At 62.6% G+C, this 23,154-nt stretch carries 25 protein-coding genes and 1 tRNA gene; 20 read left to right on the top strand and 6 right to left on the bottom strand.

All coding sequences use genetic code 11. From position 1 onward, the window contains the following. Positions 1-36: 36 nt before the first annotated feature. The 3 genes from ACXHGZ_RS15590 to ACXHGZ_RS15580 form a co-directional block, all read right to left on the bottom strand. Positions 37-990: a hypothetical protein gene (locus ACXHGZ_RS15590; protein ID WP_480460516.1), complete on the bottom strand. Its 954-nt coding sequence runs from the start codon at positions 988-990 to the stop codon at positions 37-39. Positions 991-1,001: 11 nt separating this feature from the next. After that, complete coding sequence (locus tag ACXHGZ_RS15585) at positions 1,002-2,717, bottom strand: proline--tRNA ligase (RefSeq protein ID WP_368829737.1); 1,716 nt, start codon at positions 2,715-2,717, stop codon at positions 1,002-1,004. Between the two features lie 160 nt (positions 2,718-2,877). Beyond that, on the bottom strand, positions 2,878-4,194 hold the full coding sequence (locus ACXHGZ_RS15580) for an OprD family porin (RefSeq protein ID WP_480460515.1): 1,317 nt from the start codon (positions 4,192-4,194) through the stop codon (positions 2,878-2,880). A 707-nt stretch (positions 4,195-4,901) separates the two neighbouring features. Between ACXHGZ_RS15580 and ACXHGZ_RS15575 the strand changes: the two genes are divergently transcribed. Both ACXHGZ_RS15575 and ACXHGZ_RS15570 read left to right on the top strand, forming a co-directional pair. Beyond that, positions 4,902-5,321: an HIT family protein gene (locus tag ACXHGZ_RS15575; protein WP_480460514.1), complete on the top strand. Its 420-nt coding sequence runs from the start codon at positions 4,902-4,904 to the stop codon at positions 5,319-5,321. 4 nt (positions 5,322-5,325) lie between these two features. Continuing rightward, entirely contained in the window at positions 5,326-5,532 is a 207-nt protein-coding gene (locus tag ACXHGZ_RS15570; protein WP_480460513.1) for a SlyX family protein, read from the top strand. Positions 5,533-5,584: 52 nt separating this feature from the next. Here ACXHGZ_RS15570 and ACXHGZ_RS15565 read toward each other — a convergent pair whose 3' ends face one another. Beyond that, positions 5,585-6,178 carry a cold shock domain-containing protein membrane protein gene (locus ACXHGZ_RS15565; RefSeq protein WP_480460512.1) on the bottom strand — a complete coding sequence of 198 codons (594 nt, stop codon included), beginning with the start codon at positions 6,176-6,178 and terminating at the stop codon, positions 5,585-5,587. 264 nt (positions 6,179-6,442) lie between these two features. Here ACXHGZ_RS15565 and ACXHGZ_RS15560 point away from each other — a divergent pair, with 264 nt between their 5' ends. From ACXHGZ_RS15560 to ACXHGZ_RS15475, 18 genes are all read left to right on the top strand, one after another. Then, complete coding sequence (locus ACXHGZ_RS15560) at positions 6,443-6,916, top strand: Dps family protein (RefSeq protein WP_480460511.1); 474 nt, start codon at positions 6,443-6,445, stop codon at positions 6,914-6,916. A gap of 179 nt (positions 6,917-7,095) precedes the next feature. Beyond that, positions 7,096-7,422, top strand: a complete 327-nt coding sequence (locus ACXHGZ_RS15555) for a ribbon-helix-helix domain-containing protein (RefSeq protein WP_480460510.1) — start codon at positions 7,096-7,098, stop codon at positions 7,420-7,422. A 93-nt stretch (positions 7,423-7,515) separates the two neighbouring features. After that, positions 7,516-7,737, top strand: coding sequence for an FmdB family zinc ribbon protein (locus tag ACXHGZ_RS15550; protein ID WP_043209521.1), 222 nt, complete (start codon positions 7,516-7,518; stop codon positions 7,735-7,737). A 94-nt stretch (positions 7,738-7,831) separates the two neighbouring features. Then, on the top strand, positions 7,832-9,607 hold the full coding sequence (aspS, locus tag ACXHGZ_RS15545; protein WP_324818467.1) for an aspartate--tRNA ligase: 1,776 nt from the start codon (positions 7,832-7,834) through the stop codon (positions 9,605-9,607). Between the two features lie 108 nt (positions 9,608-9,715). Further along, on the top strand, positions 9,716-10,468 hold the full coding sequence (locus ACXHGZ_RS15540; protein WP_480460507.1) for a YebC/PmpR family DNA-binding transcriptional regulator: 753 nt from the start codon (positions 9,716-9,718) through the stop codon (positions 10,466-10,468). Positions 10,469-10,656: 188 nt separating this feature from the next. Continuing rightward, entirely contained in the window at positions 10,657-11,181 is a 525-nt protein-coding gene (gene ruvC / locus ACXHGZ_RS15535) for a crossover junction endodeoxyribonuclease RuvC (RefSeq protein ID WP_084854481.1), read from the top strand. A 109-nt stretch (positions 11,182-11,290) separates the two neighbouring features. After that, positions 11,291-11,908 carry a Holliday junction branch migration protein RuvA gene (gene ruvA / locus ACXHGZ_RS15530; protein WP_480460505.1) on the top strand — a complete coding sequence of 206 codons (618 nt, stop codon included), beginning with the start codon at positions 11,291-11,293 and terminating at the stop codon, positions 11,906-11,908. Continuing rightward, entirely contained in the window at positions 11,905-12,951 is a 1,047-nt protein-coding gene (ruvB, locus tag ACXHGZ_RS15525; RefSeq protein ID WP_084854483.1) for a Holliday junction branch migration DNA helicase RuvB, read from the top strand. The genes ruvA and ruvB overlap by 4 nt, the downstream gene beginning before the upstream one ends. A gap of 125 nt (positions 12,952-13,076) precedes the next feature. Continuing rightward, positions 13,077-13,529, top strand: a complete 453-nt coding sequence (gene ybgC, locus ACXHGZ_RS15520) for a tol-pal system-associated acyl-CoA thioesterase (protein ID WP_084854484.1) — start codon at positions 13,077-13,079, stop codon at positions 13,527-13,529. A gap of 2 nt (positions 13,530-13,531) precedes the next feature. Next, on the top strand, positions 13,532-14,227 hold the full coding sequence (gene tolQ / locus ACXHGZ_RS15515) for a protein TolQ (RefSeq protein WP_084854485.1): 696 nt from the start codon (positions 13,532-13,534) through the stop codon (positions 14,225-14,227). A 14-nt stretch (positions 14,228-14,241) separates the two neighbouring features. Further along, positions 14,242-14,694 carry a protein TolR gene (gene tolR / locus ACXHGZ_RS15510; RefSeq protein ID WP_084854486.1) on the top strand — a complete coding sequence of 151 codons (453 nt, stop codon included), beginning with the start codon at positions 14,242-14,244 and terminating at the stop codon, positions 14,692-14,694. Continuing rightward, positions 14,694-15,770, top strand: a complete 1,077-nt coding sequence (tolA, locus tag ACXHGZ_RS15505; protein WP_084854487.1) for a cell envelope integrity protein TolA — start codon at positions 14,694-14,696, stop codon at positions 15,768-15,770. The genes tolR and tolA overlap by 1 nt, the downstream gene beginning before the upstream one ends. Before the next feature lie 26 nt (positions 15,771-15,796). Then, a complete protein-coding gene (gene tolB / locus ACXHGZ_RS15500; RefSeq protein ID WP_216356221.1) occupies positions 15,797-17,068 on the top strand; it encodes a Tol-Pal system beta propeller repeat protein TolB in 1,272 nt (423 codons plus the stop codon). A gap of 54 nt (positions 17,069-17,122) precedes the next feature. Further along, positions 17,123-17,623, top strand: coding sequence for a peptidoglycan-associated lipoprotein Pal (gene pal / locus ACXHGZ_RS15495; RefSeq protein ID WP_084854489.1), 501 nt, complete (start codon positions 17,123-17,125; stop codon positions 17,621-17,623). A gap of 6 nt (positions 17,624-17,629) precedes the next feature. After that, positions 17,630-18,427, top strand: coding sequence for a tol-pal system protein YbgF (ybgF, locus tag ACXHGZ_RS15490; RefSeq protein WP_480460502.1), 798 nt, complete (start codon positions 17,630-17,632; stop codon positions 18,425-18,427). Positions 18,428-18,587: 160 nt separating this feature from the next. Then, the gene (queE, locus tag ACXHGZ_RS15485) at positions 18,588-19,235 is read left to right on the top strand and encodes a 7-carboxy-7-deazaguanine synthase QueE (RefSeq protein WP_480460500.1); all 648 of its coding nucleotides are present in this window, start codon (positions 18,588-18,590) and stop codon (positions 19,233-19,235) included. A gap of 15 nt (positions 19,236-19,250) precedes the next feature. Further along, the gene (gene queC / locus ACXHGZ_RS15480) at positions 19,251-19,925 is read left to right on the top strand and encodes a 7-cyano-7-deazaguanine synthase QueC (protein ID WP_480460498.1); all 675 of its coding nucleotides are present in this window, start codon (positions 19,251-19,253) and stop codon (positions 19,923-19,925) included. A 61-nt stretch (positions 19,926-19,986) separates the two neighbouring features. Continuing rightward, positions 19,987-20,062: transfer RNA gene (locus tag ACXHGZ_RS15475), tRNA-Lys, on the top strand. Between the two features lie 139 nt (positions 20,063-20,201). On the opposite strand, the gene ACXHGZ_RS15470 is transcribed toward ACXHGZ_RS15475, so the two are convergent. After that, on the bottom strand, positions 20,202-21,503 hold the full coding sequence (locus ACXHGZ_RS15470; protein WP_480460496.1) for an NAD(P)/FAD-dependent oxidoreductase: 1,302 nt from the start codon (positions 21,501-21,503) through the stop codon (positions 20,202-20,204). 60 nt (positions 21,504-21,563) lie between these two features. Beyond that, the gene (locus ACXHGZ_RS15465; RefSeq protein WP_480460495.1) at positions 21,564-23,126 is read right to left on the bottom strand and encodes an amino acid permease; all 1,563 of its coding nucleotides are present in this window, start codon (positions 23,124-23,126) and stop codon (positions 21,564-21,566) included. Positions 23,127-23,154: the final 28 nt, after the last annotated feature.

Below are 23,154 nucleotides of genomic sequence, written 5' to 3'. Positions count from 1 at the left end.
TGCGAAAGGGCCGCAAAGCGGCCCCATCGATCTCAGCTACTGAACGCCCGGATCAGCCGCCAGCCGCCCGGCATCCTTGGTCAAGGCATGCAGGAATTCCTGTTGCAGCTCCGGATCGTTGCGGGTCAGCTCGATCAGGCTCTGCTCCAGTTCGCTGGCTTCCTCTTCCAAGCCCAGTTCAGACAAGCGCTTGACCCGGTGGACCCATTGCCCCACCTCGTCATCCTCGAGGTCGTCGAAGATCAGCTCGTGGGCTTCCTGCAGCTTGCCCCGCAGGGCGCTGCTGACCAGCAGGCTGGCATCGGCCCGAGCGCCGTTGTCCTCGTCGGCCACGTGCAGGTGCAGGGTGCCGACGTGATTGAGGTTCTGTTCGGAGAACGGGCTGTCCAGCAGGTTCAGGCGCAACACACCGTTGTGGTCAGTGGTGAGCTCGTGGGTCAGCTTGCCGGCCTTGACCTCGACCAACCGCTCGTTCCAGGGCAGGCTGGTGTATTCCTCGCGCTTGTCCTTTTGCACCTCGCTGATACCCGCCAGGTTCTGCTGCGCGCGGCCGTTGGATTGCACGTTCATGAACGGGTTGAGCCCGGCCAGGCCGTAGCTGAGCCAGTCATGGGTAACGCTTTGCGGCAGGTTGCCCAAGGCGAATACATTGACCACGTTGGCGCCGATGCCAGCGACCACCGCCACCGCACCCAGGGGGATCTCGTAGATCTCCCGCCAGGGTTGGTACGGCGTGTAGCGGTCATACCGGCGAGTGACTTCGAACTCGGTGACTTCGAAGCGCTTCTGTTCATGAACCCGCACGCGCCGTTGCGGAAGCTCCATGACCTTGGGCTCGCCGACGTCGATCTGCAGGGTATGTTCGAGCAGCTTGCGCTCGGCGCGCTCCTCATGCTCGCTGCGCTGGGACATCTGGTTGGCGCAGCCGCTGACGAGCAGGGCGCCGCACAGTGCGGCGCCCCCCAGGGCAAAGGTACTTCGCTTGGACATGGCTACTCGTATCAGCGGCGAATGCGGGCTTGCAGGAAGGTCAGCACCTCGTTGAGCGGCAAGGTCTGGGCCTCCTGCTCGGTGCGGTGCTTGTATTCCAGGTTGCCTTCGGCCAGGCCGCGGTCGCTGACCACGATGCGGTGCGGAATGCCGATCAGCTCCATGTCGGCGAACTTGATGCCGGGGCTGGTCTTCTTGTCGCGGTCGTCCAGCAGCACTTCGTAGCCGGCGGCGGTCAGTTCGGCGTACAGCTTGTCGGTGGCTTCGCGAACGGCGTCGGTTTCGTAGCGCAGCGGTACCAGGGCGATCTGGAACGGTGCCAGGGCGTCGTTCCAGATGATGCCCTTGTCGTCATAGCTCTGCTCGATGGCGGCGGCGACCACGCGGGACACGCCGATGCCATAGCAACCCATGGCCAGGGTCACCGGCTTGCCGTTCTCGCCCAGTACCTGGCACTTGAGCGCCTCGCTGTACTTGGTGCCGAGCTGGAAGATATGGCCAACCTCGATGCCACGCTTGATCACCAGGGTACCCTGGCCGTCCGGGCTCGGGTCGCCTTCGACCACGTTGCGCAGGTCGGCGACCTGTGGGACTGGCAGGTCGCGTTCCCAGTTGACACCGAAGTAGTGCTTGTCGTCGATGTTGGCGCCGATGCAGAAGTCGCTCATCAGGGCCACGGAGCGGTCGATGATGCATTCCAGCGGCAGGTTCATCGGGCCCAGGGAGCCGGCACCAGCACCGATGGCAGCGCGCAGGTCGGCGTCAGTGGCCATGACCAGCGGGTCGGCGACTTGTTCCAGCTTGGCAGCCTTGATCTCGTTCAACTCGTGGTCGCCACGGACCACCAGGGCGACCAGCTTGCCTTCCTCGGCGCCGCGCACGATGAGGGTCTTGACGGTCTTCTCGATCGGCAGGCCGTAGTTTTCGACCAGTTGCGCGATGGTCTTGGCATCGGGCGTGTCGACCAGGCGCAGCTCCTCGGTGGGGGCAGGGCGCACGGTTTCACGCGGGATGGCTTCGGCCTTCTCGATGTTGGCGGCGTAGTCGGAGCTGTCGCTGAAGATCACATCGTCTTCGCCGGACTCGGCCAGGACATGGAACTCATGGGAGTAGCTGCCACCGATGGAGCCGGTGTCGGCCTGCACCGGACGGAAGTCCAGGCCCAGGCGGGTGAAGATATTGGTGTACGCCTGGTGCATGCGGTCGTAGGTTTCCTGCAGGGAAGCCTGGTCGGCATGGAAGGAATAGGCGTCCTTCATGATGAATTCGCGGCCGCGCATCAGGCCGAAGCGCGGACGGATCTCGTCACGGAACTTGGTCTGGATCTGGTACATGTTCAGCGGCAGCTGTTTATAGCTGGACAGCTCGTTGCGCGCGAGGTCGGTGATGACCTCCTCGTGGGTCGGGCCAACGCAGAACTCGCGGTCATGGCGGTCCTTCAGGCGCAGCAGCTCCGGGCCGTATTGTTCCCAGCGGCCGGATTCCTGCCACAGCTCGGCGGGCTGGATGCTCGGCATCAGCACTTCCAGGGCTCCGGCGGCATTCATTTCCTCGCGGACCACCGCTTCGACCTTGCGCATCACCCGCAGGCCCATCGGCAGCCAGGTGTACAGGCCGGAGGCCAGCTTGCGGATCATGCCGGCGCGCAGCATGAGCTGATGGCTGATGACCACTGCGTCGGCAGGGGTTTCTTTCTGGGTGGCGAGCAAATATTGACTGGTGCGCATGGTGAGCCGTGTCGATTGCCTAAGACGTTGAAATGACCCCGCATTGTACGGGGGCGAAGCGAAGGCGTACAGGATGCCCCAGGGCGGGGCGCTTGTCAGCCAAGAAAAAGCCCGGCGATCGCCGGGCTTTTCCAGTGCGGGGCAAATGCAAGCCAGGGGCTTACAGGATGCTCAGCGGGTACTCGACGATCAGGCGCAGTTCGTCCAGCGATGGGGAACCGTAGTAGACACCATCGGAGGAGCGGTAGGTGGCCTGGCGTACGCGGAAGCTCAGGTCTTTGGCCGGGCCTTCCTGCAGCACGTACTTGATGTCGATGTCGCGTTCCCATTCCTTGCCGTTGCTGGTGCCGGCGACGTTGGCGTCGGTACCGCGCACGTAGCGAGTCATGAAGGTCAGGCCTGGGATGCCGTATTCGGCGAAGTTCAGGTCGTAGCGAGCCTGCCAGGACTTCTCGTCTTCGGCGTTGAAGTCGGAACGGGCAACGGAGTTGGCCAGGAAGATACTGCCGCCACCATCGACGCCATAGGCATAGTCGCCGTCACCGGTGACTTTCTGGTAGGCCAGGGTGAAGGTGTGTGCGCCAATGTTGTAAGCGCCCGAGAGGCTGAATGCGCGGTTGTCGAGCTTGTCGCCGTCAAAGGCGCGAGCGCGGTCACCATCGCTCTTGGTGTCATAGATGTTGAAGTCGAACACCAAGCCTTGCTTGTCGGAGATTGGCAGGGCCCAGTTGACGTTGGCGTAATATTTACGCCAGTAGTCTTCAACCTTGGAGTAATACAGGCTGGTGCTCAGGTTATCGTTAAAGGCATAGGTGCCGCCAACGATGTTGGCTTCTGTCAGGCCAGGGTTTTTGATGCCGGTGTCGCCGTCGCGGCCGCCGATGCTGTCCTTATAGGTCTGGGCCTGAGCGTTAAGGCGTGTGAAATGACCGGCATTCAGTTCGAGGCCTTCGATTTCGTTGCTGGTCAACAGGAAGCCTTCGGCGACTTCTGGCAGCAGGCGGCTATCATCGGTAGCGAAGACCGGCAGGGCGGTGAATTGTCCGCCATACTTCAACACGGTGTCGGAGATGCGCAGTTTCACGGCGCCGTGAGCTTCAGAGTAGTCGTCTTGCGCACGACCATCCTCGCCGAGTGGGAACAAGCCTGTGCCCGCGCGGCCGCGACCGCTGTCCAGTTTGACACCCAGGAGTCCGATCGCATCCACACCGACACCTACGGTACCCTGGGTGAATCCGGACTCGAAGGTGCCCACGAAACCTAGGCCGGTCTCTTCCACGCGGCTCTGACGGTCGCCGGTATCGGGATCCCGGTCATTGTTACGGAAGTCACGGCTGAAATACAGCATACGGGTCTTGACGTTCAGCTGGCTGTCTTCGATGAAACCCTTGGATTCATCCTGCGAAGAGGCCAGGGCCAGCTGCGAGGTCCCTGCCGCGACGGCCAGGGCGATCATGCTCCACTTCATCACGCGCATCGTGATTTGCTCCTTTGGTTTTAGGAAGAGTACCGCTGCGCCCAGGTTTTTTAGTTATAGGGGCAGCTCTTTCTTTTTATGTCGGCGAAAATGTATATCACGCTGACTGTGCTTGGCGACAAAGAAAAAACAACCTTTTGATAACTTTTTCACAATGTCGCTTTTAGTTAGATCCGTGTCGCAAATCACGCCCTTTTCAGGGTCGTACAACGCCAGCGCCGTTATCACTCTCGTCACAAATGTGTAACAAACATAAGTAAGCGAGCGAAACTCCCTGGAAATCCATGCCGCTGTTGTTATTTGTCGCGTACCTGCCGGTTGCAGGCATCGTGCCGACTTGAATGACAGGGAATGCAACAAGCGTGCTCAAAATCACGAACTCTTCATGAAATTTTCACATCCGCTGCGGACGAGGCGAGAAAACCTCCGCAAACACGGGGCGAAGCATGTCTGATGGTGTGCCAGGAGTCGCATGGAGCGCCTGCGATAAAACCTGCCATTGAAGTCAATGTGTTACCGCCACTTGTTAATCCGAGTAGAAAGCAGTGGGGCGTATCGCGCGGGCGGGCCTCCTTTTGGTGCGAAAAGTAGCGCAGTGTTACCGCGGTGAGCACAACAGTGCTCCTGCCAGGGTGCTGAAGCAGGGTATCCTTGGCTTCATTGGCCCGTAGTGCCCGCTGGGCCGTTTCACGTTGAGGAGGTTTGCCGTGTTTGTCCTGGATTCGCGTCTGCAACAGGATTCCCTGGTGTTGGGAGATCTGCCGTTGTGCCGGCTGCTGTTGAGCAAGGATGCCAACTACCCCTGGTTCATCCTGGTGCCGCGGCGTGCCGAGGTCAGCGAGCTGTTCCAGCTGAGCGAGGCCGACCAGCAACAGTTGTGGAAGGAAACCACCTACCTGGCCGAGACCCTCAAGGGGTGTTTCGCGGCCGACAAGATGAACGTGGCCACCCTGGGCAACGTGGTCAGCCAGCTGCACATGCATGTCATCGTGCGCCGCCGTGACGATGCCGCCTGGCCGGCTCCGGTGTGGGGGCGCCATCCTGCGGTCGACTACACCCCGGAGCAGGTCGAGGCGATCCGTCAACGCTTGCGCGCGGTATTGAACGAAGACTTCAAGGAGGCCTGACGCCATGTCGCTGGAGTCGAGAGTCGTCGAGCTTGAAAGCCGTCAGGCGTTTCAGGATGACACCATCCAGGCGCTTAATGACGTGGTGGTCGAGCAGGCCCGCGTGATCGAGCGCCTGCAGTTGCAGATGGCCGAGTTGATCAAGCGCTACGAGGAAATGGTGGGGCCGTACGGCAGCGAGGGAGAGGAGGCGCCACCGCCTCATTATTGAAGTGCGGCCAATGGCGTGGCGGGCAAGCCGCTACGCCACGAACCGCCCAGGGTCAGCGGCGGGAGACCGCGACCACGTCTTCGGCCTGCAGGCCCTTGTCACGGTGCATCACCGAGAACTCCACGCGTTGGCCTTCGACCAGCACGCGATGCCCTTCGCCACGGATGGCGCGAAAGTGCACGAAGATATCGTCACCCGAGTCGCGGGAAATGAAGCCGAAACCTTTGGAGGTGTTGAACCACTTGACTGTGCCGGTATCGCGCTTGCCGCCATCCTGGGTGACGCCCTGGCTGGCGCGGGGCTTGCCGATGCTGCGGGCGAAGCCTGCGCCCAGGTGCAGGGCGACGGCGGCGACGGCGCAGAGCAAGGCAGGCAGGTCGCCCAGCTCCGGGCGGGCCAGCAGCGTCACGGTCTGCAGGACCACGGCCAGCACCAGCAGGGCGCAGGCCAGGTATTGCAGCTGCTGGCGCAGGCCTTTGTAGTAGTGTGGCAGGGCTGGGGCCAGGAGCAGGTTGAGCAGGCCGAGCAAGGCCAGGTAGACGGCTTCAGGTTGCTGGAGGAAAGGTGTAGCTTCGGTTTTGAGGCTGGGTATGAGCGATAGCAGCAAAGCTGCCACGCCCGTCACCAGATGGACGATCTTGAACATTTGGGTTGGCTCACATTGATAAGGCCGATCACAGGAAGAGCTGCCAGGGTGGTGCGCAGGTGTAAGGCGCGATCACACGGTTGGCAGCCTATGCACCCGGCAATGACAGTCCGCACGGGTGGCACGGTGCCTATTTAACAGCAAAGGCCGGGGGTTCTCAAACCGCGAGGGATGGATTGCCCTGGGTCACAGGCAGGAACGGGTAGGTCTGATACAGTTTGTGATGCCCACTTGATGACCAAGCCTTGTGAAAAGGAGAGATCCATGGCAATCGATATCGGTATCAGCGAAGAAGACCGCAAGTCCATCGTCGACGGGCTTTCACGCCTGTTGTCGGATACCTACGTGCTGTATCTGAAAACCCACAACTTCCATTGGAACGTCACCGGCCCGTCATTCCGTACCCTGCACTTGATGTTCGAAGAGCAGTACAACGAGCTGGCCCTGGCGGTCGATTCGATCGCCGAGCGGATCCGCGCCTTGGGCTTCCCGGCGCCGGGCTCGTATGCCTTCTATGCGCGCCATTCCTCGATCAAGGAAGAAGAGGGCGTGCCGGCGGCGGACGAGATGATCCGCCAGTTGGTCCAGGGCCAGGAGGCGGTGGTGCGTACTGCGCGCAGCATCTTCCCGGTGGTCGACAAGGTCAGCGACGAGCCGACGGCCGACCTGCTGACCCAGCGCATGCAGGTGCATGAGAAAACCGCCTGGATGTTGCGCGTGCTGCTCGACGGCAATTGATCGCCCCGCCGTAGGGCGATGCAAGGCCTGGTTCCGCGACCGGAACCAGGCTGCTCCATTTCCTCGAGGAAGGTTTTGCCACTGCTCTCCAGGCGCCTGCGGCGCTTTATTGGGCGCGCCCCTCGTGCACAGCACTTGGGTGTCTTCCCAGGCGATGGAGTGGTGCGGTGGATATAAGGATGCAGCAAGGCAAGCGTGGTGCTTGCCAGGGAAAATGGCCGGGCAAGCAGTGCGTTGACCCGTTCAGGGCTGATTTCGACATGGTGCAGGTCAGGCCGGTCTCGCGTTCGGTCCGGCTCAATGGCTTTGCCACCTGCCTGCGCCTGGAAGTGGTGTACTGGCGGATCCTGGAGCGGATCGCCGAGGCCAATCAGTGTACGGTAAGCGCAGTGTTGTCCTATGTGGACCGGGAAGTGCACCTGCGTCATGGTGGGGTGCGCAACTTCAGCGGCCTGGTCCGGGTCATCTGCGTGGCCTGGTTGCTCGATCCGCCCAGCATGCGTTGATCGCCAGGCGGGCTGCACGGCTGTCCTTAACCATATATAATCCCGCTTTTCACTGCCCCCGGCAGTCAGCGTTGTGGTTGACGAGAGACACCCATGCCCCTTTATGACTATCAATGTGCATCCTGCGACCACCGTATGGAGGTGTTGCAGAAGATCAGCGCCGCGCCGCTGACCGATTGCCCGGCGTGCCAGGCGCCGGCGCTGAAGAAGCTGTTGTCGGTACCCGGTTTCCGCCTGAGCGGCAATGGCTGGTACGAGACCGATTTCAAGACCGGGGCGAAAAAGAATCTGGCAGGCGGCGACAAGGCCGACTGAGTTGAATTGCAGTGACCGGGTCTTGCAGTATTAGCCCCTCAGGGCGGCCAGACCTCCACCGAATACACGAATCACGAGAAGCGAAACCACCATCATGATGCGCAGCCATTATTGCGGCCAACTGAACGAGCGCCTGGACGGCCAGGAAGTCACTCTTTGCGGCTGGGTCCATCGTCGTCGCGACCACGGCGGGGTGATCTTCCTCGACATCCGTGACCGCGAAGGCATGGCCCAGGTCGTCTTCGACCCGGATCGCGCCGAGACTTTCGCCAACGCTGACCGCGTGCGCAGCGAGTACGTCGTGCAGATCACCGGCAAGGTGCGCCTGCGTCCGGAAGGCGCGGTCAACCCGAACATGGCCTCTGGCGCCATCGAAGTGCTGGGCTACGAGCTGACCGTCCTCAACGAGGCCGAGACTCCGCCGTTCCCGCTCAACGAATACTCCGACGTGGGCGAGGAAACCCGCCTGCGCTACCGCTTCATCGACCTGCGGCGCCCGGAGATGGCCGACAAGCTGCGCCTGCGTTCGCGCATCACCAGCAGCATCCGCCGCTACCTGGACGAGAACGGCTTCCTCGACGTCGAGACGCCGATCCTGACCCGCGCTACCCCGGAAGGTGCCCGTGACTACCTGGTGCCGAGCCGCACCCACGCCGGCAGCTTCTTCGCCTTGCCGCAATCGCCACAGCTGTTCAAGCAGCTGCTGATGGTGGCCGGCTTCGACCGCTACTACCAGATCGCCAAGTGCTTCCGCGACGAAGACCTGCGTGCCGACCGTCAGCCGGAATTCACCCAGATCGACATCGAGACCAGCTTCCTCGACGAATCCGAGATCATGGGCCTGACCGAAGGCATGATCCGCAAGCTGTTCAAGGAAGTCCTGGACCTGGAGTTCGGCGAATTCCCGCACATGACCTATGAAGAGGCCATGCGTCGCTACGGCTCCGACAAGCCTGACCTGCGTATCCCGCTGGAACTGGTCGACGTTGCCGACCAGCTCAAGGATGTTGACTTCAAGGTCTTCGCCGGCCCGGCCAACGATCCTAAGTGCCGCGTCACCGCCCTGCGTCTGCCAGGCGGCGCCAGCATGCCGCGCAGCCGTATCGACGAATACACCAAGTTCGTCGGCATCTACGGTGCCAAGGGCCTGGCGTACATCAAGGTCAACGAACGTGCCAAGGGCGTCGAAGGTCTGCAGTCGCCGATCGTCAAGAACATCCCCGAGGCCAACCTCAACGTGATCCTCGATCGCGTGGGTGCAGTCGATGGCGATATCGTGTTCTTCGGCGCCGACAAGGCCAAGATCGTCAGCGAAGCCTTGGGCGCGCTGCGTATCCGCCTGGGCCACGACTTCGAGCTGCTGACCTGCGAGTGGGCGCCGATGTGGGTCGTTGACTTCCCGATGTTCGAAGAGAACGACGACGGCAGCTTCAGCGCGCTGCACCACCCGTTCACCGCGCCCAAGTGCACCCCGCAGGAGCTCGAGGCCAACCCCGCCGGTGCTCTGTCCCGTGCCTACGACATGGTCCTCAACGGCACCGAGCTCGGTGGTGGTTCGATCCGTATCCATCGCAAGGAAATGCAACAGGCCGTGTTCCGCCTGCTGGGCATTGGTGCAGAAGAGCAGCAGGAGAAGTTCGGCTTCCTGCTCGACGCCCTGAAGTTCGGCGCGCCGCCCCACGGTGGCCTGGCCTTCGGCCTGGACCGTCTGGTGATGCTGATGACCGGCGCCCAGTCGATCCGTGAAGTGATCGCCTTCCCGAAAACCCAGAGTGCCGCGTGCGTCATGACCCAGGCCCCTGGCCTGGTGGATGCCAAGGCCCTGCGCGAGCTGCACATCCGTCTGCGCGAGCAGACCAAGGTCGAGTAATCGGCCCGGGCGCTTCCCGATGGAGGCGCCCACGCGCTTCGGCGCCGTTTTCTCGCGTTCCGCCCTTCGGGGCGGAACCTGTTTCTGTTTGAAGGATTTGGAGACGTTATGGCTGGTCATTCGAAGTGGGCAAACATCAAGCACCGCAAAGAACGCCAGGATGCCAAGAGAGGCAAGATCTTCACCAAGTGGATCCGCGAGCTGACCGTCGCCGCCAAGCAGGGCGGCGCCGACCCGGCCTCCAACCCACGCCTGCGCCTGGCATTGGACAAGGCCCTGGGCGCCAACATGAGCCGCGACATCATCGATCGCGCCGTCGCCCGTGGTGCCGGTACCAACGAAAGCGACAACGTCGAGGAACTCAGCTACGAAGGCTACGGCCCCGGTGGCGTGGCGATCATGGTCGAGGCCATGACCGACAACCGCAACCGTACCGCGGCCGCTGTGCGCCATGCCTTCGCCAAGTGTGGCGGCAACCTCGGCACCGACGGCTCGGTGGCCTACCTGTTCGAGCGCAAGGGGCAGATCAGCTTCGCCGCCGACCTGGGCGTGGACGAAGAGGCCTTGATGGAGGTGGCCATGGAAGCCGATGCCGACGACGTGGTTGGCAACGATGACGGCTCCTTCGACGTCTTCACCTCGTTCAACAGTTTCTACGCGGTACGCAACGCCTTGGAGGAAGCCGGTTTCAAGGCTTCGGACGCCGAGATCGTGATGCAACCGACCACCAGTGCCGAGCTGGACCAGGAGGGCGCCGAGAAGGTGCTCAAGCTGATCGACATGCTCGAGGACCTGGATGACGTGCAGAACGTCTACTCCAATGCCGAAATCTCCGACGAGATCATGGAAAAACTCGGCTAAGGTATCTGGTTTATCCTGGCATGGCTCGTTGAGCCTGCGGCCCTTTCGCGGCACAAGGCCGCTCCTACAGGTACAGCGACGTTCCTCAGGTCGGCGCGATGTCTGTAGGAGCGGCCTTGTGCCGCGAAAGGGCTGCAAAGCAGCCCCAGGGGCCGCGCGCGTCGTATTCTTTATCTATTGCAGGCGTTATGACTCTGATTCTTGGTATCGACCCCGGCTCGCGCATCACCGGCTTCGGTGTGGTGCGCCAGACTGCCCGTGGCTGCGAGTACGTGGCGTCTGGCTGTATCCGCACCGGCAGCGGCGAGCTGCATGAGCGCCTGCAGATCGTGTTTCGTGGTGTCAGCGAAATCATTCGCCAGCACGGGCCCGTGACCATGGGCATCGAGCGAGTGTTCATGGCGCGCAATGCCGACTCGGCCCTCAAGCTCGGCCAGGCGCGGGGCGCGGCCATCGTCGCCGCCGCCGAAGCCGGCCTTGAGATCGCCGAGTACAGCGCCAGCCAGGTCAAGCAGGCCGTGGCAGGTACCGGCGGCGCCAACAAGGAGCAGGTCATGCTGATGGTCATGCACCTGTTGAAGCTGACGCAAAAACCGCAGGTCGACGCCTCCGACGCCCTGGCCATCGCCCTGTGCCATGCCCATACCCGCTCCAGCCTGGTGCCCCACGGCCTGGCCACGGCGCGGCGAAGAGGCGGGCGCTTGCGTCTTTGAGCGCTTCATGCGCAGATACAAATTTTGTCCGGGTGAAACGTTCACCCGTTGCATTTGCTGATAGGGTTGAGCGGTCTTCGACCGGCTCCCCGAGAGGAAGGATCGGAACGTGATTGGACGTTTGCGCGGCACCCTGGCGGAAAAACAGCCGCCGCACCTGATTATCGACGTCAACGGCGTGGGCTACGAGCTGGAAGTGCCGATGACCACCCTGTATCGCCTGCCCAAGGTCGGCGAACCGGTGACCGTGCATACCCACCTGGTGGTGCGTGAAGATGCGCACCTGCTCTATGGCTTCGCCGAAAAGCGCGAGCGCGAGCTGTTCCGCGAGCTGATCCGGCTGAACGGGGTTGGGCCGAAGCTGGCGTTGGCGCTGATGTCCGGGCTGGAAGTGGACGAGCTGGTGCGCTGCGTGCAAGCCCAGGACACCTCGGCCCTGGTGCGTGTGCCGGGCGTCGGCAAGAAGACCGCCGAGCGCCTGCTGGTCGAGCTCAAGGACCGCTTCAAGGCTTGGGAAACCTCGCCTGCCATGTTCACCCTGGTGTCCGATGGCCCGCTGCCGGTCAGTAGTGCCTCCACGGCCGAAGCCGATGCGGTCAGCGCCCTGGTCTCCCTGGGCTACAAGCCCCAGGAGGCGAGCAAGGCGGTATCGGCGATCAAGGACAAGTCTGGCCTGAGCAGCGAGGAGCTGATTCGCCGTAGCCTCAAAGGGATGATTACCAAGTGATCGAAGCCGACCGACTGATCGCCGCCAGCGGGCGCGACCGCGAAGACATCCAGGACCGTGCGATCCGCCCGCTGCGCCTGGAGGAATACATCGGCCAGCCGGTGGTGCGCGAGCAGATGGCACTGTTCATCCAGGCGGCCCGTGGGCGCAACGAGTCCCTGGACCACACCTTGATCTTCGGCCCGCCCGGCCTTGGCAAGACCACGCTGGCCAACATCATCGCCCAGGAAATGGGCGTGTCGGTCAAGAGCACCTCGGGCCCGATCCTCGAGCGCCCGGGCGACCTGGCGGCCATGCTGACCAACCTCGAGCCCCACGATGTGCTGTTCATTGACGAGATCCACCGCTTGTCCCCGGTGGTCGAGGAAGTGCTCTACCCGGCGATGGAAGACTTCCAGCTGGACATCATGATCGGCGAGGGGCCGGCGGCCCGCTCGATCAAGCTGGACCTGCCACCTTTCACCCTGGTCGGTGCCACCACCCGTGCCGGCATGCTGACCAACCCGCTGCGCGATCGCTTCGGTATCGTCCAGCGCCTGGAGTTCTACAGCAACAGGGACCTGGCCACCATCGTCAGCCGTTCGGCCAACATCCTGGGCCTTGTGATCGAGGACGAAGGCGCCTATGAGATCGCTCGCCGGGCCCGTGGCACCCCGCGGATCGCCAACCGCCTGCTGCGTCGGGTGCGCGACTATGCCGAGGTGCGTGGCAAGGGCGAGATCACCAAGGCGGTGGCGGACATGGCACTGAACCTGCTGGATGTCGACGAGCGTGGCTTCGACCATTCCGACCGTCGCCTGCTGCTGACCATGATCGAAAAGTTCGACGGTGGCCCGGTGGGGGTCGACAACCTGGCGGCAGCCATCAGCGAGGAGCGCCATACCATCGAGGACGTGCTCGAGCCATACCTGATCCAGCAGGGCTACATCATGCGTACGCCACGCGGGCGTGTGGTCACCCGTCACGCCTACCTGCATTTCGGCCTGAACATTCCCGGCCGCTTTGCCGAAGGTGGCGAATTTTCCGATCCCGACGATGAATGACAGATCGAATTGGGGTTTTCGTGGTCCTACCGCTGGCACGCCCTTGCGGCGCTGGCAATAAGACATTATCGATGCAAAAACAGTTGCCGGGGCGGATTGGCAAGCTGAGGAGTAAGCACTAGAGTATGCGCGCGCAAAAAGGCCTGGAACCGTTCGCCCACCGCTGTCGCGTCTATTACGAGGACACCGACGCAGGTGGCGTGGTGTATTACGTCAATTACCTGAAATTCATGGAGCGTGCACGCACCGAGCGGCTGCGGCACCTGGGGTTTTCCCAGGCCGAGCTGGCAGGCCAGAACCTGCTGTTCGTGGTCCATTCCAGCGAAGCGCGCTACCACGCGCCGGCGCGGCTGGACGACGCGTTGCGGGTGACCGCGCAAGTACTTGAATTGAATCGCGCCAGCCTGCGCTTCGTGCAGCAGGTCTGGCGGGAAAAGGATGAAACGCTGCTCTGCGAGGGGCAGTTCCTGGTGGCCGCCGTGCGCGCCGACACTTTCAAACCCCGGGCCATACCCCAAGAGCTGCGCGACGCCTTTCTGGCGGACGGCACGGGTACTCAATCGAACGCAGGAGAATAAGCGTGGAAGCTAACGTCGTCGACCATACCTCCATGTGGAGTCTGGTCAGCAATGCCAGCATTGTGGTGCAGCTGGTGATGCTGACCCTGGTGGCAGCCTCGGTCACCTCATGGATCATGATCTTCCAGCGCAGCACCATGCTGCGCGCCGGTCGTCGTGCGCTGGATGCCTTCGAAGAGCGCTTCTGGTCGGGCATCGACCTGTCCAAGCTGTACCGTCAGGCAGGCAGCAACCCAGACCCGGATTCCGGCGTCGAGCAGGTGTTCCGTGCCGGCTTCAAAGAGTTCTCGCGCCTGCGCCAGCAGCCGGGCGTCGACCCGGATGCGGTCATGGAAGGCGTTGGCCGTGCCATGCGCGTAGCCATCTCCCGCGAGGAAGAGAAGCTCGAACAGAGCCTGCCGTTCCTGGCCACCGTCGGTTCCACCAGCCCGTACATCGGCCTGTTCGGTACCGTCTGGGGCATCATGAACTCCTTCCGCGGCCTGGCCTCTGCCCAGCAGGCGACCCTGGCCACCGTGGCCCCGGGTATTGCCGAGGCGCTGATCGCCACTGCGATCGGCCTGTTCGCCGCGATCCCGGCAGTCATCGCCTACAACCGTTTCTCGGCCCGCAGCGAAGTGCTGATCGGTCGTTACTACACGTTCGCCGACGAGTTCCAGGCGATCCTGCACCGCAAAGTACACACCAGCGAAGAGTGATCAGGTAGAAGCCCATGGCCCGAGTTCGCCACAAACGCAAGCCGGTCGCCGAGATGAACGTGGTGCCCTACATCGACGTGATGCTGGTGCTGCTGGTCATCTTCATGGTGACCGCTCCCATGCTCAACCAGGGCGTGAAGGTCGACCTGCCCAAGGTTTCCAGCGAAGCCTTGCCCCAGGACAACAACGTTCAGATCCTGACCATCTCGATCAAGGCCGACAAGACCTACTACTGGAACCTCGGCAGCGAGGTCGACACCGACAAGCAGATGGACAAGGCCATGACCTTGCCGGAAATGACCGACGCGGTGACCAAGATCATTGCCGCCGGTCGTGACCAGGGCAAGCAGACCCAGGTCTTCATCCGTGGCGACAAGGCCGTCGACTACGGCGCGGTCATGGGCGCCATGGGTGGGTTGCAGAAGGCCGGTGTCGGTAACGTTGGCCTGATTACCGAGGCGCCCTGATGCAACAGCGAGAGCCATCCGCCTCGGAAAGCTACTTCTGGCCCAGTATCTGGGCCATCGGTCTGCATGTGCTGGTGTTCGCGATGCTGTTCGTCAGCTTCGCCATGACGCCGGAACTGCCGCCGTCCAAGCCTATCGTCCAGGCCACGCTCTACCAGCTCAAGTCCAAGAGCCAGGCGACCACCCAGACCAACCAGAAGATCGCCGGGGAAGCGAAGAAAACCGCTTCGCGCCAGACCGAAGTCGAGCAGCTGGAACAGAAGAAGGTCGAGCAGGAAGCCATCAAGGCCGCGGAACAAAAGAAAGCTGACGCCGCTCAAAAGGCCGAAGAGGCCCGAGAGGCCGCCGAGGCGAAGAAGGCTGAAGAGGCTGCCAAAGCCGCCGAAGCCAAGAAGGCCGCCGAGGCCAAGAAAGCCGAAGAGGCGAAGAAGGCCGCCGAGAAGCAGCAGGCCGACATCGCCAAGAAAAAGGCCGAGCAAGAGGCGAAGAAGCAGGCCGAGGAAGAAGCCAAGAAGAAGGCCGCCGAGGAGGCGAAGAAAAAAGCCGCCGAGGAGGCCAAGAAGAAAGCAGCCGAGGACGCCAAGAAGAAAGCGGCGGCCGAGCAGGCCAAGAAAAAGGCAGCTGAAGACGCCAAGAAGAAGGCGGCGGCAGATGCTCAGAAGAAAAAGGCCCAGGAAGCGGCCCGCAAGGCAGCGGAGGACAAGAAAGCCCAGGCCCTGGCCGAGCTGTTGTCCGACACCACCGAGCGGCAGCAGGCCCTGGCCGATGAGCGTGGCGATGAAGTGGCCGGCGATTTCGACGACCTGATTCGCATGCGGGCAGCCGAAGGTTGGGCACGTCCGCCGTCCGCACGCAGGGGCATGACGGTAGTCCTGCAGATCAACATGCTGCCCGATGGCACCATCACCAATGTCAGCGTGGCGCGCTCCAGCGGTGACGGCCCGTTCGACGCCTCGGCGGTGGCAGCAGTGAAGAACATTGGTCGTTTGACCGAAATGCAGGGCTTGAAGCCGAACGAGTTCAATCCGTATCGTTCATTCAAGATGACATTTACACCTGAGGATCTTGCGTTGTGATTAAACGTCTGAAAGGACTGCTGGTCATGCTCTGCTGCGTGGCAGGTATGGCCGTGGCAGAGGAAAAGAACATCCTGGTCACCAGCGGCAGCGACCGGGCGACCCCGATCGCGGTGGTGCCGTTCGGTCTGCAGGGTGGCAGCGTGCTGCCGGAAGACATGGCCGAGATCATCGGCAATGACCTGCGCAACTCCGGTTACTACTCGCCCATTCCACGGCAGAACATGATCAGCCAGCCGAGCCAGGCCAGCGAAGTGATCTTCCGTGACTGGAAGGCCTTGGGCGCCCAGTACGTGATGGTCGGCAGCATCGTGCCGGCCGGCGGTCGTCTGCAGGTGCAGTACGCCCTGTTCAACGTCGCCACCGAGCAGCAAGTGCTGACCGGCAGCGTCGCCGGCGGCGTCGACCAGCTGCGCGACATGGCGCACTACATCGCCGACCAGTCGTTCGAGAAGCTCACCGGCATCAAGGGCGCGTTCTCCACCCGCATGCTGTACGTGACCGCCGAGCGCTTCTCTGCCAACAACACCCGCTACACCCTGCAGCGCTCGGACTACGACGGTGCCCGCGCCGTGACCCTGCTGCAGTCCCGCGAGCCGATCCTGTCGCCGCGCTTCGCGCCGGACGGCAAGCGTATCGCCTATGTCTCGTTCGAGCAGAAGCGTCCGCGCATCTTCGTCCAGCACATCGATACCGGTCGCCGTGAGCAGGTCACCAACTTCGAAGGCCTCAATGGTGCCCCGGCCTGGTCGCCGGATGGCTCGCGCCTGGCCTTCGTGTTGTCCAAGGACGGTAACCCGGACATCTACGTGATGAACATGGGCTCGCGCCAGATCACCCGCGTCACCGCCGGCCCTGGCATCAACACCGAGCCGTTCTGGGGCAAGGATGGCAACACCCTGTACTTCACCTCCGACCGTGGCGGCAAGCCGCAGGTGTACAAGACCTCCATCGGTGGTGGTGGTGCCGAGCGCGTGACCTTCGTGGGCAACTACAATGCCAACCCGAAACTGTCGGCTGACGAGAAGACGCTGGTGATGATCCATCGCCAGCAGGGTTTCACCAACTTCAAGGTGGCTGCGCAGGACCTGGAGCGTGGAAGTGTAAAGATTCTTTCGGACACCAGTCTTGATGAGTCTCCCACTGTTGCGCCAAACGGCACCATGCTAATCTACGCCACCCGCCAGCAGGGCCGGGGAGTCTTGATGCTCGTCTCTCTCAACGGACGCGTGAGGCTCCCGCTTCCTACCGCGCAAGGCGAAGTCAGAGAACCGTCCTGGTCCCCTTACCTGAACTGATTGCGGCGTAACACTATTTGCTTAACACACTGGGGTTTCATTAGGAGTTTCACGATGGAAATGCTGAAGTTTGGTAAATTCGCTGCGCTGGCTCTGGCCATGGCCGTAGCTGTAGGTTGCTCCTCCAAGGGCGGTGACAACGCTGGCGAAGGCGCCGCTGTTGACCCGAACGCTGGCTACGGTGCCAACACCGGCGCTGTCGACGGCAGCCTGAGCGAAGAAGCCGCCCTGCGCGCAATCACCACCTTCTACTTCGAATACGACAGCTCGGACCTGAAGCCAGAAGCCATGCGCGCCCTGGACGTTCACGCCAAGGACCTGAAAGCCAACGGCAACCGTGTTGTCCTGGAAGGCCACACCGACGAGCGCGGTACTCGCGAGTACAACATGGCTCTGGGCGAGCGTCGTGCCAAGGCCGTTCAGCGCTACCTGGTTCTGCAGGGCGTTTCCCCTGCTCAGCTGGAACTGGTTTCCTACGGCGAAGAGCGTCCGGTTGCCACTGGTGGCGACGAGCAGTCCTGGGCTCAGAACCGTCGCGTAGAACTGCGTAAGTAAGTTCCTATGCGTATGTGCCGTCGTGCTGTAACCGTCCTCGCACTCAGCCTGCCGCTTGCGGCCTGGGCTGAGGTTCCCGTAGTAGATGACAACGCGAGCGGCTATCCGCCTGCGGGTTATGGCACGAGCGGCGCCTATGCCGGGGCAGGGGCTTCGACCCCTGCCTCTGCACAGGGCCAGCTGTTCATGCAGCTGCAGCAGATGCAGGACCAGATTTCCCGCCAGCAGGGCATCATCGAAGAGCTGCAGAACGATGTGGCCCGTATGAAGCAGGAAAGCCTGGAGCGTTACAAGGATCTGGACAGCCGCATCAACAGTGGTGCTGCGCCTGCCCAGGCTCCCGAGAATTCTTCCACCGGTGGTGCCGCCGCCGGTGCTGCCGCTGGCGCCGCTGCCCAACAGTCGGCCGCCAGCAGCGAACCCGGTGATCCGGCGAAAGAGAAGCTCTATTACGACGCCGCTTTCGACCTGATCAAGCAGAAGGACTTCGACAAGGCCAGCCAAGCCTTCGCCGCCTTCCTGCGCAAGTACCCTAACAGCCAGTACGCCGGCAATGCCCAGTACTGGCTTGGCGAGGTGAACCTGGCCAAGGGCGACCTGCAAGGTGCCAGCCAGGCCTTCGCCAAGGTCGGCCAGTTGTACCCCAAGCACAGCAAGGTGCCTGACTCGCTGTACAAGCTGGCGGATGTCGAGCGTCGCATGGGCCACACCGACAAGGTCAAGGGTATCCTGCAGCAGGTCATCACCCAGTACCCCGGCACCTCCGCCGCGCAACTGGCCCAGCGCGACCTGCAAAAGCTCTGAATATCGCCTGACGAAAGAAACCCGCGCTTGTCGCGGGTTTTTTCGTTAGAATCTTGGCCCTTTTTTCGTAAACACGCTGTTGCGGATAACGCTATGTCGAGTCCGTACCAGTGCCTGACGGAGGCGGACAGCCTGTTTAGCTGTCACGCCCGTGGCGACCATGCAAGACACATTACGCATCACCGAAGTCTTTTACTCGTTGCAGGGTGAAACACGAACGGCGGGGCTGCCCACCGTATTCGTGCGTCTCACCGGCTGCCCTTTGCGCTGCCAATACTGTGACAGTGCCTACGCCTTCAGCGGCGGCACCCTTCGTACCCTTGACGATATCCTCGAGCAGGTGGCGGGCTTCCGGCCGCGCTATGTCTGCGTGACCGGGGGCGAACCCTTGGCCCAGCCCAACGTGCTGGCGCTGTTGCAGCGCCTGTGTGACGCCGGCTACGAGGTGTCCCTGGAAACCAGCGGTGCCCTGGATATCGCCCGCGTCGATAACCGCGTCAGCCGCGTGGTCGACCTCAAGACCCCGGGCTCGGAGGAGTCGCACCGTAACCGCTACGAGAACATCGAGCTGCTGACCCGTAACGACCAGGTCAAGTTCGTGATCTGTTCCCGTGAGGACTACGACTGGGCGGTCTCGAAACTGATCCAGTACAACCTGGCCGAGCGCGCAGGCGAAGTGCTGTTTTCGCCCAGCCACCACCAGGTCAATGCCACCGACCTGGCCGACTGGATCATCGCCGACAACCTGCCCGTGCGCTTCCAGCTGCAGTTGCACAAACTGCTGTGGAACGACGAGCCTGGCCGCTGATAAAGGAGTATGAACATGACTGAGAAACGTGCGGTAATCCTGCTGTCTGGCGGCCTGGACTCGGCCACCGTGGTTGCCATGGCCAAGGCCGAGGGCTATAGCTGCTACACCATGAGCTTCGATTACGGCCAGCGCCACCGCGCCGAGCTGAACGCTGCAGCGCGAGTTGCCCGAGACCTGGGCGTGGTCGAGCACAAGGTGATCGGCCTGAACCTGGACGGCATCGGTGGCTCGGCCCTGACCGATACCAGCATCGATGTACCTGAGGCACCTGGCGAGGGCATTCCGGTCACCTACGTGCCCGCCCGAAACACGGTCTTCCTGTCCCTGGCCCTGGGCTGGGCGGAAGTGCTTCAGGCCCGCGACATCTTCATCGGCGTGAACGCCGTGGACTACTCGGGTTACCCGGATTGCCGTCCCGAGTTCGTCGAGGCGTTCGAGCGCATGGCCAACCTGGCCACCAAGGCGGGCGTGGAAGGGCAGGGCTTCCGTATCCAGGCCCCCTTGCAGAACCTGAGCAAGGCGCAGATCGTCCAGGCCGGTATCGCCCGGGGCGTGGACTACAGCCTCACGGTGTCATGCTACCAGGCGGACGACGACGGCCGTGCCTGCGGCAAGTGCGACAGCTGCCGCCTGCGTGCCGAAGGCTTCAAGGCGGCGGGTGTCGGGGACCCGACTCGATATTTTTAAAAAAAGTTGCGATGGGGTGTTGATTTCCCGTTAGAAATCAGTATTATACGCGCCATCCAACGGGTCGTTAGCTCAGTTGGTAGAGCAGTTGGCTTTTAACCAATTGGTCGTAGGTTCGAATCCTACACGACCCACCATATATGAAGAGCCCGCCTTTCAAGGCGGGCTTTTTCATTTGCGCGTCATTCAGATAGATCCGGCAGCTCCTGGTGTTGCGACTGTAGGCGAGGGCCTGGCCCTTGATCGCGGGGGCATGACCCTTCTGGATGCGCAGGCTCAACCTTCTCCAACCCTGTTCAGCCGCCGTGCATCGAAGGCATCGATCGTTTGGTACGCGGTATAGGTCGCCTGCGCCGCCAACAAACCGGCAACACCAAAGGTACGGGTCAAGCCAAACTGCCCGAACCCTGCCGGTACAGGCAACCTGCGGGCGATGGCATCGGCGAGCACCTCGCCGGCCACCGTGGTGGGCGCCATGCCGTGGCCGCCGAAACCTACCGCATGCCAGATGCCGTTGTCGTCCTGGCCGATCTGCGCCATCTGATGGCGTCCGTAGCTCATCAGGCCACCCCATGAATAGTCGATGTCCACGTCCTCGAGCTGAGGGTAGACCGTGACCAGGTCGGCCTTGAGCAGCTTGGCGATGGCTTCGGGGCCGCGATCGAGGATGGAAATACGCCCGCCCCACAGGATCCGACTGTCCTTGAGCGGGCGGTAATAGTCGAAGGCGAAGCGGGTGTCGTAGATCGCCGACTCGCAGGCGATCGCGTCCTTCAGCCTCTCGCCCAATGGCTGGGTGGCGACCACGTAGGTGGCGATGGGCAACACTGCGCGCTCCACTGGGCGATAGACGCCACGGGCGTAGCCGCCGCCGGAGAACACCACTTCTTCGGCATGTACCTCGCCGCCCTCGGTTCGCACGACATATTTGCCGGCGCGTCGTTCGATCGCCAGCACCGGAGAGTGTTCGAACAGGCGCGTGCCGAGGTCGGTAAGCGCGCGTGCCACGCCGCAGACGTATTTGAGCGGATGGAAGTGGAAGGCATTGCGCTCGAGCAGCCCACCGTAATAGCGGTCAGTCTTGAGCATTTCTTTCAGCTCGCCGGGCGCGATGTGTTCCCACTCCACGCCGTAGGCTTCTTTCATCAGTTGGCGGGGCTTTTCCAGGCGCGACGGGTCATTGAACCAGTTGGCCAGGATCACCCCTTTGTCCACCAGGTCGCAGTCGATGCTGTAGTGGCGGGCACGGCTGCGGATCAGCTCCACCGCGTCGAGCGTCAGTTGGTACAGGCGCCGCGCCTCTTGTGCGCCCAGAGTATCGAGCAGGGCACCGTTGCCCAGGCTGTAGCCGCCGAAGACGAAACCGCCGTTGCGCCCGGAGGCGCCATGCCCCACCCGGTGCGACTCCAGCACCACCACGTCGGTGACGCCACGTTCGGCCAGGCCCAGGGCGGTCGACAGACCTGCCAGGCCGCCCCCCAGGATGCAGACGCGGGTGTCGGTACGGCCGGCGTGGGCCGGGTAGGAAACCCGATCGACGGAGGCTTCGTAGAAGGATTGAAGGAAATCGGTGCTCATCGCAAGGTCCATGCGGTAGTGGCGCCGGGCAGAAGGCTGCCGACGCCGTGCCAAAGGGTGTCAGGCGGTAGTCTGGGGGCTGGCGATCGCCAGGTTGCTGGCATCGCTTTCGGCGCTGTGGCGCGCCTGCCGCCGGCGAACCTCGATCACGCTGAAGTCCATATCCCGGTAGCGGACGATGCGCGAACGGGTGATCAACTTGTGGCCAAGCCACATCACCGCGAACAGCACCAGGCCGATATAGGTCGCGGTGGCGCCCATCCAGTCGATGCGGTCGCCGATGAACGCCTGGTAGTTCTGGCCCAGCATCACCACCATGCACAGGGCGAAGGCGAAGAACGGCCCGAACGGGAAGAACTTCGAGACATAGGGCAGCTTGTCCAGGCTATGGCCCTGCAGTTTGTAGCCGCGACGGAAGCGGTAATGGCTGATGGCGATGCCCAGCCAGGCGATGAAGCCCAGCATGCCGGAGGTATTGAGCAGCCACAGGTAGAGCTTGCCGGGGCTGAACAGGAAGCTCAGCAGGCACAGGCCGGCCACCACCGAGGTGGCCAGCAAGGCCCACACGGGTGTGCCCGAGCGGGTGACCCTGGCGAACAGCGCGGGCGCCTTGCGCTCCACGGCCAGGCTGTAGAGCATGCGCGAAGAGGCGTACATGCCGGAGTTGCCGGCCGAGAGCACCGAGGTGAGGATCACGGCATTCATGATGGCCGCAGCGGCCAGCATGTCGGCTTTTTCGAAGATCAGGGTGAAGGGGCTGATGGTGATGTCCGAAAGCCCGTCCTTGAGCAGGCGCGGGTCGGTATAAGGAGTCAGCAGGCCGATCACGATGATGGTGCAGACATAGAACAGCAGGATGCGCCAGAAGATCTGGCGCACCGCCTTGGGAATGTTGCGCCCGGGGTTTTCCGTCTCCCCGGCGGCGATGCCGACGAACTCGGTGCCCTGGAACGAGAAGCCGACGATCATGGCCACCCCGATCAGCGCAGGCAGGCCACCGGCGATCGGTGCGTCGCCGATCTGCCACAGGTGTGCGCCGCCATCTTGGCCACCTTCGACGATGCCCATCAGCATCAGCACGCCCATGACGATGAAGGCGATGATGGTGATGACCTTGATCAGCGCGAACCAGAACTCCGTCTCGCCGAAGCAGCGCACCGAGGCGACGTTCAGGACGAACAGCAGGCCCAGGAACACGGCGCTCCAGATCACCCCGGGTGTGTCCGGGAACCAGTAGGCCATGATGATCTGTACGGCGACCAAGTCCACGGCGATGGTCACTGCCCAGGAATACCAGTAGTTCCAGCCCAGGGCGAAGCCGAAGCTTTCGTCCACGTACCGTGAGGCGTAGGTAGAGAACGAGCCGCTGACCGGCATGCAGGCGGCCAGTTCGCCCAGGCTGGTCATCAGGAAGTACACCATCAGGCCGACGATCGCGAAGGCGAGCAGGGCGCCGCCGGGCCCCGACTGGGCGATGGTGGCGCCGGAAGAGACGAACAGGCCGGTGCCGATCGAACCGCCGATGGCGATCATGTTCAGGTGGCGGCTGTTGAGAGTGCGTTTCAGACGGCCCGCGGGCGTGTTCGCGGCGGTTGAACGTGCGTGTTCATTGGATTGGGTCATGGGCAACCTATTTGACCTCGTTCAGTTT

Source organism: Pseudomonas shiyinii (genome assembly GCF_056725765.1).
This window is presented reverse-complemented; position numbering and strand designations above follow the sequence as displayed.

Excerpts from the sequence above, each read along its gene's own strand:
- ACXHGZ_RS15590 (WP_480460516.1), bottom strand. The coding sequence starts at position 990 with ATGTCCAAGCGAAGTACCTTTGCCCTGGGGGGCGCCGCACTGTGCGGC.
- ACXHGZ_RS15585 (WP_368829737.1), bottom strand. The coding sequence starts at position 2,717 with ATGCGCACCAGTCAATATTTGCTCGCCACCCAGAAAGAAACCCCTGCC.
- ACXHGZ_RS15580 (WP_480460515.1), bottom strand. The coding sequence starts at position 4,194 with ATGCGCGTGATGAAGTGGAGCATGATCGCCCTGGCCGTCGCGGCAGGG.
- ACXHGZ_RS15570 (WP_480460513.1), top strand. The coding sequence starts at position 5,326 with ATGTCGCTGGAGTCGAGAGTCGTCGAGCTTGAAAGCCGTCAGGCGTTT.
- ACXHGZ_RS15565 (WP_480460512.1), bottom strand. The coding sequence starts at position 6,178 with ATGTTCAAGATCGTCCATCTGGTGACGGGCGTGGCAGCTTTGCTGCTA.
- ACXHGZ_RS15560 (WP_480460511.1), top strand. The coding sequence starts at position 6,443 with ATGGCAATCGATATCGGTATCAGCGAAGAAGACCGCAAGTCCATCGTC.
- ACXHGZ_RS15555 (WP_480460510.1), top strand. The coding sequence starts at position 7,096 with ATGCAGCAAGGCAAGCGTGGTGCTTGCCAGGGAAAATGGCCGGGCAAG.
- ACXHGZ_RS15550 (WP_043209521.1), top strand. The coding sequence starts at position 7,516 with ATGCCCCTTTATGACTATCAATGTGCATCCTGCGACCACCGTATGGAG.
- aspS (WP_324818467.1), top strand. The coding sequence starts at position 7,832 with ATGATGCGCAGCCATTATTGCGGCCAACTGAACGAGCGCCTGGACGGC.
- ACXHGZ_RS15540 (WP_480460507.1), top strand. The coding sequence starts at position 9,716 with ATGGCTGGTCATTCGAAGTGGGCAAACATCAAGCACCGCAAAGAACGC.
- ruvC (WP_084854481.1), top strand. The coding sequence starts at position 10,657 with ATGACTCTGATTCTTGGTATCGACCCCGGCTCGCGCATCACCGGCTTC.
- ybgC (WP_084854484.1), top strand. The coding sequence starts at position 13,077 with ATGCGCGCGCAAAAAGGCCTGGAACCGTTCGCCCACCGCTGTCGCGTC.
- tolR (WP_084854486.1), top strand. The coding sequence starts at position 14,242 with ATGGCCCGAGTTCGCCACAAACGCAAGCCGGTCGCCGAGATGAACGTG.
- tolA (WP_084854487.1), top strand. The coding sequence starts at position 14,694 with ATGCAACAGCGAGAGCCATCCGCCTCGGAAAGCTACTTCTGGCCCAGT.
- tolB (WP_216356221.1), top strand. The coding sequence starts at position 15,797 with ATGCTCTGCTGCGTGGCAGGTATGGCCGTGGCAGAGGAAAAGAACATC.
- pal (WP_084854489.1), top strand. The coding sequence starts at position 17,123 with ATGGAAATGCTGAAGTTTGGTAAATTCGCTGCGCTGGCTCTGGCCATG.
- ybgF (WP_480460502.1), top strand. The coding sequence starts at position 17,630 with ATGCGTATGTGCCGTCGTGCTGTAACCGTCCTCGCACTCAGCCTGCCG.
- queE (WP_480460500.1), top strand. The coding sequence starts at position 18,588 with ATGCAAGACACATTACGCATCACCGAAGTCTTTTACTCGTTGCAGGGT.
- queC (WP_480460498.1), top strand. The coding sequence starts at position 19,251 with ATGACTGAGAAACGTGCGGTAATCCTGCTGTCTGGCGGCCTGGACTCG.
- ACXHGZ_RS15470 (WP_480460496.1), bottom strand. The coding sequence starts at position 21,503 with ATGAGCACCGATTTCCTTCAATCCTTCTACGAAGCCTCCGTCGATCGG.
- ACXHGZ_RS15465 (WP_480460495.1), bottom strand. The coding sequence starts at position 23,126 with ATGACCCAATCCAATGAACACGCACGTTCAACCGCCGCGAACACGCCC.